The organism is Acutalibacter sp. LFL-21 (assembly GCF_025630755.1).
Lineage (GTDB): Bacteria > Bacillota > Clostridia > Oscillospirales > Acutalibacteraceae > Acutalibacter > Acutalibacter stercoravium.
The window spans coordinates 26,901-43,316 of sequence record NZ_JAOTNT010000009.1 but is presented as its reverse complement, the minus strand read 5'-3'; the positions used below and the strand labels follow the sequence as shown (position 1 = coordinate 43,316).

Sequence of the window (16,416 nt, the reverse complement as noted above, 5' to 3'; positions counted from 1 at the left end):
GAAAAAAGGGGCTGATTTGGGCGCAAAGCATACATTTTTCACAAAAAGGGATGTTTAGCAAATTTGAATTTTTCTTTATTGGCAGTTGCAAAATGTGCGCGAGTGGCGTATAATTACCACATTGTGAGTCGATGGTGACCCAGCATGGCGCTGCCGGCTCACAAAATTTTATACTCTGAAAACCAGGGGGAATTTGAATGAAGCTCAAGAAGATCCTGGCTGTTGTTCTGGCTATGGCTCTGCTGTGCATGACCTTCGCCGCCTGCGGCGATTCCAGCGGCAGCAGCTCCAGCAGCGCGGCCAGCACGGGCAGCGAATCCAGCGCCACCAGCGAGGCCGGCGAGTCCAGCACCGCTGACGAGGGCGGCAGCGCCGCCGCCGGCGAAGTGACCCTGTTCACTCCCAAGACGGTGGACGCCTCTAAAAACCTGAACATCCGCATTGGCATGGAGCCCACCGGCCTGAACAGCCTGCTCTCCACCTACGCCAATGAGTTCACGATCCTGCGCCACATTTACGAGAACCTGTATGTGCTGGATGAGAACAACGTTCCCCAGCTGGGCGCCGCGGAGAGCGTGGACATCTCCGATGACGAGACTGTCTACACCTTCCACCTGCGGGAGGACGGCGTTTGGACCAACGGCGACCCTGTCACCGCCAACGACTTCGCCTTTGCCTGGCAGCAGGCCCTGAGCCTGGACGTGGCCTCTGACTACGCCTACATGCTGTACTTCATCAAGAACGCGGAAGCCTACATGAACTACCAGGCTTACGACGCCGATCCCGATTCTTGGGAAGGCGAGGTCCCCGAGGAGACCACTTGGGAAGACGTGGGCGTCAAGGTCATCGACGACTACACTCTGGAAGTCACCCTGGAGCGGGCCATCGCTTACGCCCCCCACATGTTCACCTTCGGCACCCTGGCCCCCATCAACCAGTCCTTCTATGAGACGGTGGGCGCTGACAACTACAACACCGAGGCCGAGTACTTCTGCACCAATGGTCCCTTCGCCCTGACGGAGTGGAGCCACAACAGCCAGATCGTGCTGCAGAAGAACGACGCGTTCCATGGTGCCGGCGACATCCAGGTGGAGCAGCTGACCATGAAGATCATCACCGACGGCCAGGCCGCCCTGACCTCTCTGATGTCCGGCGAGCTGGACTACACCGACCTGACCACCGGCGAGCTGGTCACCCAGGCGGAAGCCAATGGCTACGAGGTCACCTCCTACTCCGACGGCGCCTCCTTCTACATGATGGTCAACTGTGAGAACCAGTTCCTCTCCAACGTGAACCTGCGCCGTGCTCTGGCCCTTGGCTTTGACAAGCAGGCCCTGATCGACACCGTGTTCCAGAATGAGAACATGCCCATGACCAGCTTTACCGCTCCCGCTGTCAACGGCTATGACGGCACCTCCTTCCAGGCGGCCCTCAACGCCAAGGACGGTGACCTGTACCCCGCCAACGGCGATGTGACCCAGGCGCAGGAGTACCTGAACACCGCCCTGGAAGAGCTGGGCATCACTTTGGATGAGCTCAACGGCCAGCTCTCCATCGACTGCGGCGACAGCTCCTCCTCTCAGGCAGAGGCCGCCTTCTACCAGGAGCAGTGGCGGCAGAACCTGGGCCTGGAGGTCACCATCAACCCCATGATCACCAAGCAGGGCGCTGACAACCGGCAGAACGGCAACTACTGCCTGTCCATCACCGGCTGGTCCCCCGACTACAACGACCCCATGACCTTCCTGGATATGTGGGTCTCTGACGGCGGCAACAACGACACCCGTTGGGCCAGCGAGGAGTATGACGCTCTGATCGACGCTGCCACCAACGAGACAGCTGACATGGCTGCCCGCCAGGAGTACTTCTACCAGGCTGAGGAGATCCTGGCCGACCAGTACATCATCCTGCCCAGCTACTGGAGAAGCGCTTCCTACACCTATAACACCAATAAGATCCTGGGCGGTCTGCGTAACACCACCTTCCAGACCAACTTTGCCTATGTGGAGCTTGCCGCCTAAGCGGGCTTGCGTACCGAACACCGCAGTATAACTTGCTATACGCAGGCGAGGGCGCTTTTGCAGAAAAAGCGCCCTCGCCCCGCGGTGTTTTTACCCGGAAATGTCGGGGGAATGGGGAAGGCGCCGTCCTTTCCCGCGGGCGTGGGGGGAAGCGCCCCCCAGCGGCCCGGCCTTGCAACAGCGCTCAATCAATTTGGATAATCATGGAAAGGAGGAAATTGCCGTATGGTCAAATATGTGCTCAAGCGGATTGGGTATTCCATTGTCACCCTGTTTGTGCTGGTCACCCTGACGTTCTTTATGCAGCGGCTGCTTCCCGGCGACCCCTTCACTGGCGATAAACAGCTTCCTCAGGCCACCATGGACGCCCTGTACGCCAAGTATGGCCTGGACAAGCCCGTGTGGATGCAGTACTTGATGTACCTCGGCAATTGCCTGCACGGCGACTTGGGAATTTCCCTGAACGAAAACCGCCCTGTCACCCGCATCATCGGAGAGTCTTTCACGGTCTCCTTTGACGTGGGCATGCGGGCCATCATCTTCGCGTTTGTTTTGGGCGTGCTGCTGGGCACGGTGGCCGCCATCAAGCGGGGCTCTGCCACCGACACCATCTGCATGTTCGTCGCCCTGGTGGGCGTTTCGGTGCCCAGCTTCATTGTGGGTTCTGTTCTGCAGTACTTCCTGGGCCTCAAGCTCTATCAGGCCACCCAGGTGACGGTGTTCGCCACCACGGGATGGGATGGCTTGAACTCCAAGATCCTGCCGGTGCTGGCCCTGGGCTTTGGCTCTCTGGCGCAGATCTCCCGCCTGACCCGCACCTCTATGCTGGACGTGCTGGGCCAGGATTACATCAAGACCGCCCGGGCCAAGGGCCTCTCCCAGCCGGCCATCATCTGGAAGCACGCCCTGCGCAACGCCATCATGCCCGTTGTCACGGTGCTGGGCCCCATTGCCGCCGGCGTTCTGACCGGCGCCTTTGTGGTGGAGAACATCTTCGCCATTCCCGGCCTGGGCCGCTATTTCGTGCAGAGCATCCAAGCCTACGACTACACCATGATCTCGGGCACCACCATCTTCTATGGCGCCTTCCTGATCCTGGCCAACCTGGTGGTTGACCTGGTTTACGGCATCATCGACCCGAGAGTGAAGCTGGAGGAGGGATAACGCCATGGAAAAAATCGACAAGAGCAGGTTTGCCTGGGTGGGCTCCGACCCGGAAAAACGGGAGGGCATCTCCCGCCCCAGCGTGACCTATTGGAAGGACGCCATGGGGCGTTTGATGAAGAACAAGGTGGCCATGGTGTGCCTGGTGATCATCGTGCTGATCATCCTCTCCTGTGTCATTGTGCCCTTTGTCACCCCCTTTGAGAGCCGCGAGCAGCACTTGGGCGAGGCCAACAAGGGCATGTTCACCGTATGTACAGACTCCCGCTATGAGGGCCAGAACGCGGTGCACATCTTTGGCACCGACAACCTGGGCCGCGACCTGTTCGTCCGCGCCTTTGAGGGCGGCCGGGTCTCCCTGATGATTGCCTTCTCCGCCGTGTTTGTCAACCTGATCATCGGCATGATCTACGGCGGCATCTCCGGCTACTTCGGCGGCATGGTGGACAACATTATGATGCGTATTGTGGAAGTGGTCAACGGCATCCCCTACCTGATTGTGGTGGTGCTGCTGATGATGGTGCTGCCCAAGGGCATCTTCACCATGGTGGTGGCCTACGCCACCGTGGGCTGGACAGGCATGACCCGGCTGGTGCGAGGGCAGTGCCTCTCCTTAAAGAACCAAGAGTTTGTGGTGGCCGCCGAGGCCATGGGCGCCAAGGCCGGCCGCATCATCCGCAAGCACCTGCTGCCCAACACCCTGTCGGTCATCATCATCAACGTGACCCTGGCGGTGCCCAGCGCCATCTTTACCGAGGCGTTCCTCTCCTACATTGGCATGGGCGTGCCGGTGCCCCAGCCCTCTTGGGGCATGCTGGCCCAAGAGGGGGCCAGCGTGTTCCAGCTGTACCCCTGGCGGCTGTGGATTCCGGCCATCGCCATCAGCCTGACCATGCTTTCATTCAACCTGCTGGGCGACGGCCTGCGGGACGCCTTTGACCCGCGCTTGAGGAGGTGAGCACCGTGGCGAAAGATTTGAAGAATGTGGTTTTGGACGTGAACAACCTGCACGTCTCCTTCGACACCTACGCCGGCGAGGTAAAAGCCGTGCGGGGCGTCACCTTTACCCTGCATGAGGGAGAGGTGCTGGCCATTGTGGGCGAGTCTGGCTGCGGGAAAAGCGTCACCGCCCAGACTGTTATGAAGCTCAACCCCATGCCCCCCGCCCGCATCCCCCAGGGCGAGGTGCATCTGGACGGGCATGACATCGTAAAGGCCAATGAGAAAGAGATGCAGAAGCTGCGGGGCAAGGAGGTCTCCATGATCTTCCAGGACCCCATGACCTGCTTAAACCCCACCAAGCCGGTGGGCAAGCAGATTGTGGAGGCCATCCGCCACCACCGCAAGCTCTCTGCCCAAGAGGCCAAGGAAGAGGCCATCAAATACTTGAAGCTGGTCAACATCCCCAACGCGGAGGAGCGCGCCAAACAGTATCCCCACGAGTTTTCCGGCGGCATGCGCCAGCGCGCCATGATCGCCATGGCCCTTTCCTGCAACCCCAAGGTGCTCATCGCCGATGAGCCCACCACGGCCCTGGATGTGACCATCCAGGCCCAGATTATGGACCTGCTGGCCGAGATTAAGCACGACACCAACACCGCCATTATCCTCATCACCCACGACTTGGGCGTGGTGGCCGGCATGGCCGACCGGGTGGCTGTGATGTATGCCGGCAAAATTGTGGAGACCGGCACGGTGGAGGACATCTTCTACCGCAACTCCCACCCCTACACCCAGGCGCTGCTGAAGAGCCTGCCCACCGTGGACGCGGACAAGAAGGAGCGGCTGGTCTCCATTGCGGGCACGCCCCCGGACCTGCTGAACCCGCCCAAGGGCTGCGGCTTTGGCGCCCGGTGCAAGCACTGCATGAAGATCTGCCAGGAGGAGCAGCCCCCGGAGTTCACCGTCAGCGAGGGACACACCGCCTCCTGCTGGCTGCTCCATCCCGACTGCCCCAGCGCGGAAGAAAGGGGAGAGAAAATTGTCGACTAAATCAAGCGAGGTGCTCCTCTCCCTGGAGGACATCTGCAAATACTTCAAAGTGTCCGGCGGCACCCTGAAGGCCGTGGACCACGTCTCCTTTGACATCCACAAGGGCGAGACCATGGGCCTGGTGGGAGAGTCCGGCTGCGGCAAGTCCACCCTGGGCCGGGTGGCCATGGGCATCTATCCCCCCACCCACGGCAAGCTCTCTTACAAGGGCAAGCCGGTGAACCTGAAGCACGCCAATGACCGCTTCAACTATTCCAAGGTGGCCCAGATCATCTTCCAGGACCCCTACGCCTCTTTGGACCCCCGTATGACAGTCTCCTCCATCATCGAGGAGGGCATGGTTATCCACAATATGTACGATGACAAGCGCCGCAAAGAGCGGGTGTTCGAGCTGCTGGAAATGGTGGGCCTGAACCGGGAGCACGCCAACCGCTTCCCCCACGAGTTTTCCGGCGGCCAGCGCCAACGCATCGGCATTGCCCGGGCCCTGGCCATCGAGCCGGAGTTTATCGTCTGCGACGAGCCCATCTCCGCCCTGGACGTGTCCATCCAGTCCCAGGTTATCAACCTGCTGTCGGACCTGCAGGAGCGCCTGGGCCTGACCTACCTGTTCATCGCCCACGACCTGAACATCGTCAAGTACATCTCCGACCGCATTGCGGTGATGTACCTGGGCAACGTGGTGGAACTGGCCAGCTCGGACGAGCTGTACAAGAACACCCTGCACCCCTACTCCCAGGCGCTGCTCTCCGCGGTGCCCATCCCGGACCCGGCGGAGGAGGCCCAGAAGAAGCGCATCATCATCTCCGGCGACGTGCCCAGCCCCATCAACACCCCCAAGGGCTGCAACTTTGCCGGCCGCTGCCCCCGGGCCTGCGACCAGTGCAAGGAGTCCAAGCCCACGCTGCAGGAGATCACCCCCGGCCACTTTGTGGCCTGCCATCTGGTGCAGCCCCAGAAATGAGAGAGAAACGGCAGGAAAAGGCCGCCCCAAAACGGGGCGGCCTTTTCCATGGGGTTACAGCAGAATTCCCAGGGCGCCCACCACCAGCATAAAGAGGCTTAGACCGGCCAGCGCGCCGTAGGTGACGTCTTTCTCCCCTCCCCGGACCACCTCCCGGACGGTGTGGGCCAGGAAGAACACAAAAGTAAACGGGGTCAGCCAGATCAGCCAGCTGCAAAGTGTGAGGAAGAGTTCGGTGAGATTCAAAACCATCGGAGGACCTCCCACAAGTTAGTTTTAACTAATTTCATAATAGCACACGCTTCCCCCCATTGCAAGGAAATGTGTGGTTTTTAAAAGAGAAAAAGCGAATTTTTCCCCTTTTCAAAGGGGGGCCAGCAGAGTACAATAGACCCGAACACCCGGTGGGAAGCCGGGCCTTTCAGAAGGGAGAAGCTGCTATGAAATCATTGACCCCCAAATACCCCCACATGCTCCACGGCGGGGACTACAACCCGGACCAGTGGCTGGACCGCCCCGACATCCTGGAGGAGGATATCCGCCTGATGAAAGAGGCCCACATCAACTGTGTGTCCGTGGGCATTTTCGCCTGGGCCAAGTTGGAGCCCCAGGAGGGCGTTTACGACTTTGACTGGCTGGAAAAGATCATTGACAATCTGTATAAAAACGGCATCTACACCGTGCTGGCCACGCCCTCTGGCGCCAAGCCCGTGTGGATGAGCGAACAGCACCCGGAGATCCGCCGGGTGCAGGCCAACCTGGTGCGGGATGAGACCGGCGGCCGCCACAACCACTGCTACACCTCTCCCTATTACCGGGAAAAGGTGAAGGCCATGGACACCGCCCTGGCCCAGCGGTTCGCCAGCCACCCCGGCGTAATTTTGTGGCACCTGTCCAACGAGTATGGCGGCGAGTGCTACTGCCCCCAGTGCCAGGCGGCCTTCCGCCGGTGGCTGCGGGAGAAGTACGGCACCCTGGACAACCTGAACCACCAGTGGTGGACCACCTTCTGGAGCCACACCTACACCGACTGGGAACAGATCCACGCCCCAGTGCCCCACGGGGAGACCAGCGTCCACGGCCTGACCCTGGATTGGAAGCGGTTCGTCACCCACCAGGTCATCGACTTTATGAAGGTGGAGCGGGACGCGGTGAAGGCGGCGGACCCCGCCATCCCGGTGACCACCAACTTTATGTACGACTTCTACCACTACAACTACTTCAAGTTCAAGGAACAGCTGGACGTGATCTCCTGGGACGCCTATCCCCAGTGGCGCAATGAGGGAAACGTGGAGACCGCCGCGGACTTTGCCCTGTGGCACGATGTGATGCGCTCCATCAAGGGCCAGCCCTTCCTGCTGATGGAGTCTACCCCCAGCAACACCAACTGGACCCCGGTCTCCAAGCTGAAGAAGCCGGGGATGCACATGGCCTCCTCCATGCAGGCGGTGGCCCACGGCGCCAACTCGGTGCAGTACTTCCAGTTCCGCAAGAGCCGGGGCTCCACGGAGAAGTTCCACGGCGCGGTGGTGGACCACTACGGCGGCAGCGACACCCGGGTCTTCCGGGACGTGGCGGCGGTGGGCCAGCGGCTGGAGGCCATCGACGCCGTGACCCAAAGCGATGTGAAGGCAGAGGTGGCCCTGGTGTTCGATATGGAGAACCGCTGGGCCATCGAAGGGGCGGCGGGCCCCCGCAACTGCGGCATCCACTACGCGGAGCAGGTGCGGGCCCACTACCGGGCCCTGTGGAGCATGGGCATCCCTGTGGATATTGTGGACGAGGAGTGCGACATCAGCGGGTACAAGCTGGTCATCGCCCCCATGCTCTACCTGCTGCGGGCCGGGTTTGAGGAAAAGCTGAAGGCTTTTGTGGAAAACGGCGGCACCCTCATCGGCACCTACCACACCGGCCTGGTCAACGAGAACGACCTGTGTTACCTGGGCGGCTGGCCCGGCGCGGGGCTGGGAGAGGTCTTTGGCGTGTGGCACGAGGACACAGACTCCCTGTGGGACGATGAACACAACACCCTGCGCCTGGCGGACGGCCGGGAGTACGGCCTGAAGGAAATCTGCGCCCTCATCCATCCCCGGGGCGCCCAGGTGCTGGGCACCTATGGGGAGGACTTCTACCAGGGGGAGGCAGCCCTGACGGTGAACCAGTACGGCAAGGGCCGGGCCTACTACATCGCTTCCTTCGGGGAGGACGCCCTCTACCGCGACCTCTACCAGAAGCTGGCAGGGGAGCTTTCCCTGAAGAGGGCCCTGGAGGACCTTCCCCCCGAGGGCGTGGAGGCTTGCCTGCGGGAGAACGGGGAGGCCCAGTACTTGTTTTTGCAGAACTTTTCCGGCCGGCAGCAGCAGGTTTCCCTGCCCCAGGGGTACGTCGATTTCCAGGGGCAGCCCGTGGAGCAGGCCTGCCTGGCCCCCTATGACGGCCAGGTGTTTTGCCGGGAAAAGCAGTAACCGCCCAGAGCATTCCCGGGGGGAAGCACAAAACTGAATGAAAAACAAGGGGGAAAATTAGCCGGAACGGCAAAAATAAAAAAACAGCTTTTTTTTCGTAGAAATGCGACAGAAACTATGTTAAGATTTTATTAAGAAACAGGCGGGGGCACTGGGCCCCGCCATTACGAACCTGTATTTTTCCAGATTGGAAAAGAAAGGAAAGGCTGTTGATGATGGAACAATCGGCTCAGAATTATTTCAGCCCCGAAAACCGGGTGGCCCCCCTGGGCATTGTGGCGATGAACGGCGCAGAGGAGCTTTCGGACAAGATTGAGGCCCATCTGGTGCGGTGGGCCCGCCGGGCGGGCATGGAGGTGGACTCCTTCCGCATTGGCTGCAGTTGCCCCCGGTTCTCCTCCGGCGACGGCAAGGGCATTCTGGAGAGCTCGGTGCGGGGCTATGACCTGTACTTTGTTGTGGATGTGGGCAACTACAGCTGCACATACAAGTATTTTGGCCAGGAAAACCACATGTCTCCCGATGACCATTTTCAGGACCTGAAGCGGCTGATCCAGGCGGCCATGGGCAAGGCCCACCGCCTGACCGTGGTGATGCCCCTGCTCTATGGCGGGCGGCAGCACCGCAGAAGCTACCGGGAGTCTTTGGACTGCGCCTTTGCCTTGCAAGAGCTGCAGAACATGGGTGTGGACAACGTGGTCACCTTTGACGCCCACGACCCCCGGGTGCAGAACGCCGTGCCCCTGATGAGCTTTGACAACCTGATGCCCTCTTACCAGGTGCTTAAGACCATGTTCCGGGCCTTCCCCGACATTTCCACCGGCCGGGAGGACTTTATGATTGTCTCTCCCGATGAGGGCGCTTTGAACCGGAACATGTACTACGCCTCTGTGCTGGGGGTGGAGCTGGGCATGTTCTACAAGCGCCGGGATTACTCCCGGGTGGTGGACGGCCGCAACCCCATTGTGGCCCACGAGTACCTGGGCTCTGACGTGGCGGGCAAGGACGTGTTCGTCTCCGACGACATCATCTCCTCCGGCGAGTCCATGCTGGACATTGCCTACAACCTGAAGGAGCGGAAAGCCCGGCGCATCTTCACCTACGCCACCTATGCCATCTTCACCAACGGCCTGGAGGCCTTCGACAAGGCCTATCAGGAGGGCGTCATCGACGGGGTGTTCGGCTCCAACCTGACCTACCGCAGGGAAGAGCTGAAGAACCGCCCCTGGTTCTACGAGGTGGATGTCTCCAAGTACATCGCCTACTTCATCTCCGCCCTGAACCACGATATGTCCGTTTCCGCCATGATCGACCCCCACGAGAAGATCAAGGCGCTGTTGGAGCGGCGCCGCCTGGAGCTCTCGAAAGAGGCCGGCGCCCAGCTGTCCTTTTAAGGGAAAATGAACGCTGCAGAGAGGGAAGGCCCCGGGGCTTTCCCTCTTTTTCTTTGGGAAAACGGTTTACAAATCCGCGCAAATCGCATATAATAGGGGCAAATGCTGTGATGGGAAGAAGTACCCGCCCGCCTGGGCGCAAGAGAGAAGGGGCCGCCGGCTGAAAGCCCCTTCCGCCTGGGAGCGGGGAAATGCGTCCCGGAGCAGGCGGGGGGAAATCCCCGCCCGGGGAGAGCCGTTATCCTCTGCAAGAGCCTAAATGCGAAGTGGGACCGCGAGACCATCGACTTCGCAGACGCCGGGTGCGTCTGCGGGGGCTTTTTTTATTCCGGCCCCGTGTTATCTTGGATGGAGAGGGGATGCTGCCATGTTCCGTACCCTGAAAGAAGACCTGGACGCGGTGATGGAGAGAGACCCGGCTGCCCGCTCCCGGGCGGAGGTGTTCTTCCTCTACTCCGGGTTCAAGGCGGTGCGCTCCCACCGGAAGGCGAACTGGTGCTACCGGCACAACCTGAAATTTTTGGCCCGGTGGATCTCCCAGCGCAGCCGGAAAAAGACCGGCATCGAGATCCACCCCGGGGCGCAGATTGGCCGGGGGTTGTTCATCGACCACGGCATGGGGGTGGTCATCGGCGAGACCACCCAGATCGGCGACAACTGCACCCTGTACCAGGGGGTCACCCTGGGGGGCACCGGCAAGGATACGGGCAAGCGCCACCCCACCCTGGGGGACAACGTGCTCATCGGCGCGGGGGCCAAGGTGCTGGGGCCCTTCACCGTGGGGGACAACGCCCGGGTGGCCGCCGGGGCCGTGGTGCTGGACGCCGTCCCGGAAGGGGCCACCGCTGTGGGCGTGCCCGCCCGGGTGGTGCGCATCAACGGGGAGAAGGTGCCCGCAAATCCGCCCCGCCACCCCTGCGACGATATGGACCAGATCCATGTGGCGGACCCCGTCTCTATGGAACTGTGCCGCCTGCGGGGGGAGATGGAGCGCCTGGAAAAGCGCCTGCAAGAGTTGGAAGAAGCCGGGCCCGGCGGGGCCCGTTCGTGAAAAGGCCGGGTTTTCCCCGGGAAAGGATGAGAAAGATGGAACTGTACAACACGCTGACCCAGAAAAAAGAGGAATTTGTGCCCCACACCCCCGGCCAGGTGAAGATGTACACCTGCGGCCCCACGGTGTACCACTACGCCCACATCGGCAACCTGCGGTCCTACATCATGGAGGACGTGCTGGAGAAGTACTTGCGCTGGGCGGGCTACCGGGTGGACCGGGTGATGAACATTACAGACGTGGGGCACCTGTCCAGTGACGCGGACACCGGCGAGGACAAGATGCTGGCCGGTGCCAAGCGGGAGCACAAGACCGTGCTGGAGATCGCCAAGTTCTACACGGACGCCTTCTTTGCCGACTGCGAGAAGCTGCACATCCGCAAGCCGGACACCGTGGTGCCCGCCACCACCCGCATCCCGGACTTCATCCACATGGTGGAGGCCCTGCTGGAGAAGGGCTACGCCTACGAGGCCGGGGGCAATGTGTACTTTGACACCAGCAAGCTGGAGAACTACTACGTCTTTGGCAACCAGAGCGGCGAGGACCTGGCCGTGGGCGTGCGGGACAGCGTGGAGGAGGACCAGAACAAGCGGAACAAGACCGACTTTGTGCTGTGGTTCACCAAATCGAAATTTGAGGACCAGGAGCTGAAGTGGCAGTCCCCCTGGGGCCTGGGTTACCCCGGCTGGCACATTGAGTGCAGCGCCATCTCCGTGAAGGAGCTGGGGGAGTATTTGGACATCCACTGCGGCGGCATCGACAACGCCTTCCCCCACCACACCAATGAGATCGCCCAGAGTGAAGCCTACCTGGGCCACCCCTGGTGCAAGTACTGGTTCCATGTGCTCCACTTAAACGACGCCCGGGGCAAGATGAGCAAGTCCAAGGGGGGCTTCCTCACCGTGTCTTTGCTGGAGGAAAAGGGCTACAACCCCCTGGTGTACCGGCTGTTCTGCCTCCAGTCCCACTACCGCAAGCCCCTGACCTTCTCCTTTGACAGCCTGGACAACGCCGCCCAGGCCTATCAGAAGCTGGCCCAGCGCATCGCCGCCCTGTCCAAGGAGGGCCAGCCGGATGAGACGGCCATGAAGCCCTATCGGGAGCAGTTCGCCGCCGCCCTGGGCAACGACCTGAACACCTCCTTGGGGCTGACCGTGCTGTACGACGTGCTGAAGGCGGACCTCTCCGACGCTAGCAAACGGGCGCTCATCGGGGACTTTGACCAGGTGCTGTCTCTGGGCCTGTTGGAGGCGGCGGAGCGCCAGGCCAAGCCCGCGGGGAAGGAGCTTTCCCCTGAGGAGACGGCGGAGATTGAGGCGCTCATCCAGAAGCGGGCCGAGGCGCGCAAGGCCAAGGATTGGGCCACCGCCGACGCCATCCGGGACGAACTGGCCGCCCGCCATGTGGTGATGAAGGATACGGCAAACGGCGTGGAATGGCATGTAGAGGGCTGATGGCAGCCACGCCGAAGGCGCGTAAAAGTTTTGCCAGCTTTTTCAAAAGCTGCGGGTTGTAGGGCAGAGCCCTACGGCCTTAACCGGCGCAGCCGGAGAAAGAAGTGCAGCGGACGGGGCGCACGCTGCGCAGCAGATAGCCCCGGGAGCGGGCGCGGAGGCACTGCGCTTGCCCCTTCCACAAGCAAAACCCCCGGGCGAGGTGGCACCCCAAGAGGGGGACATCCGTCCCCTCTTTTTTTGAAGTATGGGAAGGCGGTGGCTTCGGGTCTCGGCTGCTGCCTCGGGTGCTGTCTGCCAGTGGCAGACGCCCAGCACCGACCGAAGTGGCAACGTAGACCGGTCCTGAACGGTCCCCACCGGGGACCAGGACCGCGACATGTCCAGTCCGGTCACGGACCCTGAGCGCGGGCTTTTGAGCTAGCGGCTCTCAGCCAGCTCCGCCGCTCTAAAGCGGCGTTCGCGACTTGAGTGCCCAGGCACTGGGCGGCTTGAGAGAGGGAAATGAGGAAGTTGGCCGAAAACCCAGTGTTTATGCGGGTTTGGCAACTCCCCCAGGTGAGGGAGTTGAAGCGTCAAGTCCCTCAAACCGGCTGGCAACTCCCTCATGTGAGGAAGTTCGGAAACCCGCATAAAACCTAGCTTTTTTGGCAACTTCCTCACAAACTTTTTTCAAGTGGTCAAATCCCTTGACTTCACCCGGTTAAAGTGATATAACTAAAAGTGCAAAGGCCCGGCGGCGGGAGCACCGCTGGGCTTTTTCTATAGGACAGAACGAAGGAGGAAATCTACCATGGAAATTTGTGGGAAGCGGGAAATGGAGCTGCTGGAAAAGATCGGCTTTACCCGCATTGCCGGCTCTCCTGAGGAGGAGAAAGCCGCCCAGATCTTGAAGGAAGAGTGCGATAAACTAGGCGTGCCCGCCATCATCCAACCCTTTGAGATTGAGCAGGGCATTGTGGAGGAGGCAACGCTGGAGATTCTGGAGCCCTTCCAGCAGGAGATCCCCGTCACGGGCTATCAGTGCGCCCAGAACACCCCGGAAGAGGGGCTGGAGGCCCCCTTCCTCTATGTGGAGAACGCCGACGACGTGAGCCTGAGCGATGCCCGGGGCAAGATCGTGCTGGTGAACGGCTACATGCGGGTGCCCCTGTTTCGGAAGCTGATGAAGGCCGGGGTGGCGGGCATCGTCACCATGGAGGGCCAGCTGCGGGACAAGCGGGAGGAGACCGACCTCTCCACCCGGAAGCTGCGCCGCACCCTGCGGGCTTTTGGCAACGTGCCCATGGTGCACACCCGGGTGCTGGACGCCATCGACATGGTGCGCAAGGGCGCCTGCAAGGCCCGCCTGGTGCTGAAGGGCCGCACCGAGGAGTGGACCTCTCACAACGTGATCGCCACGGTGCTGGGCACCGAGAAGCCCGAGGAGATCGTCTCCTTTGGCGCCCACTACGACTCGGTGGACTTCTCCAAGGGCGTGTACGACAACGGCGCGGGCAGCGTCATCAACATGGAGGTGCTGCGCTATTTCGCGGAGAATCCCCCCAAGCGCACCCTGAAGTTCGTGTGGTACGGCAGCGAGGAGATCGGCCTGGAGGGCAGCTGGGCCTATGTGAAGGCCCACAAGGAGGAGCTGGAAGCCCACAAGCTGATGATCAACGTGGACGTGGGCGGCCCGGTGCTGGGGGTGGACCGCATTACCGCCACGGCGGAGAAGGCCCTTGCCTCCTATCTGGAGTACTTTGTGAAGATCCACGGCTTTACCGCCGAGGTGAAGCAGGGCATCTATTCCAGCGACAGCATCCCCTTTGCGGACAGCGGCGTGCCCGGGGTGAACTTCAGCCGGGACGGCGCCCCCGGGGCGGCCTACATCCACGACCGGTTCGACACCCTCTCCTTCCTTTCGGCGGATATGCTGGAGAAGACCACCCGCATTGTGCTGGAGTTCGGCAAAGAGATGGCGAACGCCGCCCTGGTGCCCGTGGAGCGGAAGATTCCCCAGAACATCGTGGAGGATGTGGAGAAATACCTGTACAAGAAAGAGCTCTCTGAGGCGGCGGAAGAACAATAAACCCGGTTGACAAACGGGGCCTTCCGTGCTATCCTTAGTGCCAGAAACAAGCAAAGGAGTGGAAGGATGATCGTATAAGCCACAGATCACGGAAAGACGAGATTTGGCTTTCGGGCGTTGGCCCGGGGGCGGTTTCGCTTTGCCGGTTTTTGGCTTATCGCATCCTCTGCCTGTATCTTTGCGGCCGCTGGGGCTGTTTGCCCTGGCGTGCGTTCCCTGGGGGTGATGGGGCCTGTTCCGGCTGCGGAACAGGCCCTTTTCGCGCTCTAAGGAGGGATCGCGCTTGCTTCAGATACGAGACCTTGACATCACCATGAAAAAAGACCTGCGCCAGCTGCTAAAAGGCTTCACCTTTGCCCTGCAGCCCGGCGACAAGGCCGCCCTCATCGGGGAGGAGGGCAACGGGAAATCCACCCTGCTCAAGCTGCTGTACGACCCCGCCCTGGTGGAGGGCTATGTGGAATACACAGGGGCCGTTCAAAAAGACGGCATGCTTCTGGGATATCTCTCCCAGGAGCTGCCCCCGGAGCAGGGGGAGCTGACCGCCTATGAGTTCTGCTGCCGGGAGCCCGCTTTCTTGGAGAGCTCCCCCGGGGAGCTGGCCGCCGCGGCCAAGCGGCTGCGGTTTCCCCTGGAGTGGTTCTACGACGACCGGAAGATGAAGACCTTCTCCGGCGGGGAGAAGGTGAAGCTGCGCCTGGGGCTGCTGACCCTGGGTCAGCCCGACTGCTACCTGCTGGACGAGCCCTCCAACGACCTGGACATGGAGACCCTGGAGTGGCTGGAGGAGTTCATCCAAAAGTGCCCCCAGCCGGTGCTGTTCATCTCCCACGACGAGGTGCTGCTGGAAAACACCGCCAACGTCATCATCCACATGGAGCAGCTGCGGCGAAAAACTCTGCCCCGCTGGACCGTGGCCCGCATGGGCTACCGCCAGTATGTGGAGGAGCGGCTGCAGAAGTTCGCCCACCAGGAGCAGTTGGCCAAAAAGGAGCGGGAGGAGGAGCGCAAGCAGCAGGAGCGCTTCCAGAAAATCCAGCAGAAGGTGGAGCACCAGCTGAACGCCATCTCCCGCCAGGACCCCCACGGGGGCCGGCTGCTGAAAAAGAAGATGAAGTCCGTCAAATCTATGGAACACCGCTTCGACCGGGAGCGGGAGGACATGACCGAGTTCCCCGACAGCGAGGAGGCCATCCTGGTGGGCTTTGGGGAGGACACCGCGGTCCCCGCCGGGAAGACCGTGCTGGACTTCTCCCTGCCCCGGCTGGAGGTGTCGGGCCGGGGGCTGAGCCAAAACCTGCGCCTGTATGTGCGTGGGCCGGAGCACGTGTGCATCCTGGGCCCCAACGGCGCGGGGAAGACCACCCTGCTGCGGCAGATTGCCGGGGAGCTGATGAAGCGTGGGGACATCCGGGCGGCCTATATGCCCCAGGATTACGGGGAGACCGTGGACCAGGGCTTGACCCCGGTGGAATTTTTGGCCAAAAGCTGGGAAAAGGCGGAGCTTACCAAGGTGAAAACCTACCTGGGCAGCATGAAGTACACGGCGGAAGAGCAGGGCCACGCCGTCCGGGAGCTCTCCGGCGGGCAGAAGGCCAAGCTGTTCTTTTTGAAGATGATCTTGGACGGGTGCAACGTGCTGGTGCTGGATGAGCCCACCCGGAACTTCAGCCCCCTGTCCGGGCCGGTGATCCGGGGCATTTTAGAGGACTTCCCGGGCTGTATCATCAGTGTCAGCCACGACAGGAAGTACATCGGCCAGGTGTGCTCCACCCTGTACCGGCTGGAGCCTTCGGGCCTGGCACCCATGGAAAACCTGTGGCGTGAGAGGCCGTGAGAG

12 protein-coding genes are annotated in these 16,416 nt (G+C 61.4%); 11 read left to right on the top strand and 1 reads right to left on the bottom strand.

What is annotated here, in order from left to right; translation table 11 throughout:
- Positions 1-197: 197 nt before the first annotated feature.
- The 5 genes from ODJ80_RS11230 (at position 198) to ODJ80_RS11210 (ending at position 6,141) form a co-directional block, all read left to right on the top strand.
- Positions 198-2,021, top strand: a complete 1,824-nt coding sequence (locus ODJ80_RS11230) for a peptide ABC transporter substrate-binding protein (RefSeq protein WP_263042161.1) — start codon at positions 198-200, stop codon at positions 2,019-2,021.
- A 225-nt stretch (positions 2,022-2,246) separates the two neighbouring features.
- Positions 2,247-3,185 (top strand): ABC transporter permease, encoded by a 939-nt coding sequence (locus tag ODJ80_RS11225; RefSeq protein ID WP_178863212.1) that lies wholly within the window; start codon positions 2,247-2,249, stop codon positions 3,183-3,185.
- Between the two features lie 4 nt (positions 3,186-3,189).
- Positions 3,190-4,143: an ABC transporter permease gene (locus ODJ80_RS11220; protein ID WP_263042160.1), complete on the top strand. Its 954-nt coding sequence runs from the start codon at positions 3,190-3,192 to the stop codon at positions 4,141-4,143.
- A 5-nt stretch (positions 4,144-4,148) separates the two neighbouring features.
- Positions 4,149-5,177 (top strand): ABC transporter ATP-binding protein, encoded by a 1,029-nt coding sequence (locus tag ODJ80_RS11215; RefSeq protein ID WP_263042159.1) that lies wholly within the window; start codon positions 4,149-4,151, stop codon positions 5,175-5,177.
- Positions 5,167-6,141, top strand: coding sequence for an ABC transporter ATP-binding protein (locus ODJ80_RS11210; protein WP_178863214.1), 975 nt, complete (start codon positions 5,167-5,169; stop codon positions 6,139-6,141). Before ODJ80_RS11215 ends, ODJ80_RS11210 begins: the two co-directional genes overlap by 11 nt.
- Before the next feature lie 54 nt (positions 6,142-6,195).
- Here ODJ80_RS11210 and ODJ80_RS11205 read toward each other — a convergent pair whose 3' ends face one another.
- Positions 6,196-6,393, bottom strand: a complete 198-nt coding sequence (locus ODJ80_RS11205; RefSeq protein ID WP_263042158.1) for a hypothetical protein — start codon at positions 6,391-6,393, stop codon at positions 6,196-6,198.
- 188 nt (positions 6,394-6,581) lie between these two features.
- On the opposite strand from ODJ80_RS11205, the gene ODJ80_RS11200 reads away from it, so the two are divergent.
- The 6 genes from ODJ80_RS11200 to ODJ80_RS11175 all read left to right on the top strand — a co-directional run bounded on the left by ODJ80_RS11200 (position 6,582) and on the right by ODJ80_RS11175 (position 16,413).
- Positions 6,582-8,606 (top strand): beta-galactosidase, encoded by a 2,025-nt coding sequence (locus tag ODJ80_RS11200; RefSeq protein ID WP_263042157.1) that lies wholly within the window; start codon positions 6,582-6,584, stop codon positions 8,604-8,606.
- A 215-nt stretch (positions 8,607-8,821) separates the two neighbouring features.
- A complete protein-coding gene (locus ODJ80_RS11195) occupies positions 8,822-10,000 on the top strand; it encodes a ribose-phosphate pyrophosphokinase (RefSeq protein ID WP_178863225.1) in 1,179 nt (392 codons plus the stop codon).
- Between the two features lie 367 nt (positions 10,001-10,367).
- Positions 10,368-11,051, top strand: coding sequence for a serine O-acetyltransferase EpsC (epsC, locus tag ODJ80_RS11190; protein WP_263042156.1), 684 nt, complete (start codon positions 10,368-10,370; stop codon positions 11,049-11,051).
- Between the two features lie 35 nt (positions 11,052-11,086).
- The gene (gene cysS / locus ODJ80_RS11185) at positions 11,087-12,505 is read left to right on the top strand and encodes a cysteine--tRNA ligase (protein WP_263042155.1); all 1,419 of its coding nucleotides are present in this window, start codon (positions 11,087-11,089) and stop codon (positions 12,503-12,505) included.
- A gap of 793 nt (positions 12,506-13,298) precedes the next feature.
- Entirely contained in the window at positions 13,299-14,576 is a 1,278-nt protein-coding gene (locus tag ODJ80_RS11180; RefSeq protein WP_263042154.1) for a M28 family metallopeptidase, read from the top strand.
- A 283-nt stretch (positions 14,577-14,859) separates the two neighbouring features.
- A complete protein-coding gene (locus ODJ80_RS11175) occupies positions 14,860-16,413 on the top strand; it encodes an ATP-binding cassette domain-containing protein (RefSeq protein ID WP_263042153.1) in 1,554 nt (517 codons plus the stop codon).
- The last annotated feature ends 3 nt before the right edge of the window (positions 16,414-16,416 follow it).

Excerpts from the sequence above, each read along its gene's own strand:
- epsC (WP_263042156.1), top strand. The coding sequence starts at position 10,368 with ATGTTCCGTACCCTGAAAGAAGACCTGGACGCGGTGATGGAGAGAGAC.
- ODJ80_RS11180 (WP_263042154.1), top strand. The coding sequence starts at position 13,299 with ATGGAAATTTGTGGGAAGCGGGAAATGGAGCTGCTGGAAAAGATCGGC.
- ODJ80_RS11195 (WP_178863225.1), top strand. The coding sequence starts at position 8,822 with ATGGAACAATCGGCTCAGAATTATTTCAGCCCCGAAAACCGGGTGGCC.
- ODJ80_RS11200 (WP_263042157.1), top strand. The coding sequence starts at position 6,582 with ATGAAATCATTGACCCCCAAATACCCCCACATGCTCCACGGCGGGGAC.
- ODJ80_RS11220 (WP_263042160.1), top strand. The coding sequence starts at position 3,190 with ATGGAAAAAATCGACAAGAGCAGGTTTGCCTGGGTGGGCTCCGACCCG.
- ODJ80_RS11205 (WP_263042158.1), bottom strand. The coding sequence starts at position 6,393 with ATGGTTTTGAATCTCACCGAACTCTTCCTCACACTTTGCAGCTGGCTG.
- cysS (WP_263042155.1), top strand. The coding sequence starts at position 11,087 with ATGGAACTGTACAACACGCTGACCCAGAAAAAAGAGGAATTTGTGCCC.
- ODJ80_RS11225 (WP_178863212.1), top strand. The coding sequence starts at position 2,247 with ATGGTCAAATATGTGCTCAAGCGGATTGGGTATTCCATTGTCACCCTG.
- ODJ80_RS11230 (WP_263042161.1), top strand. The coding sequence starts at position 198 with ATGAAGCTCAAGAAGATCCTGGCTGTTGTTCTGGCTATGGCTCTGCTG.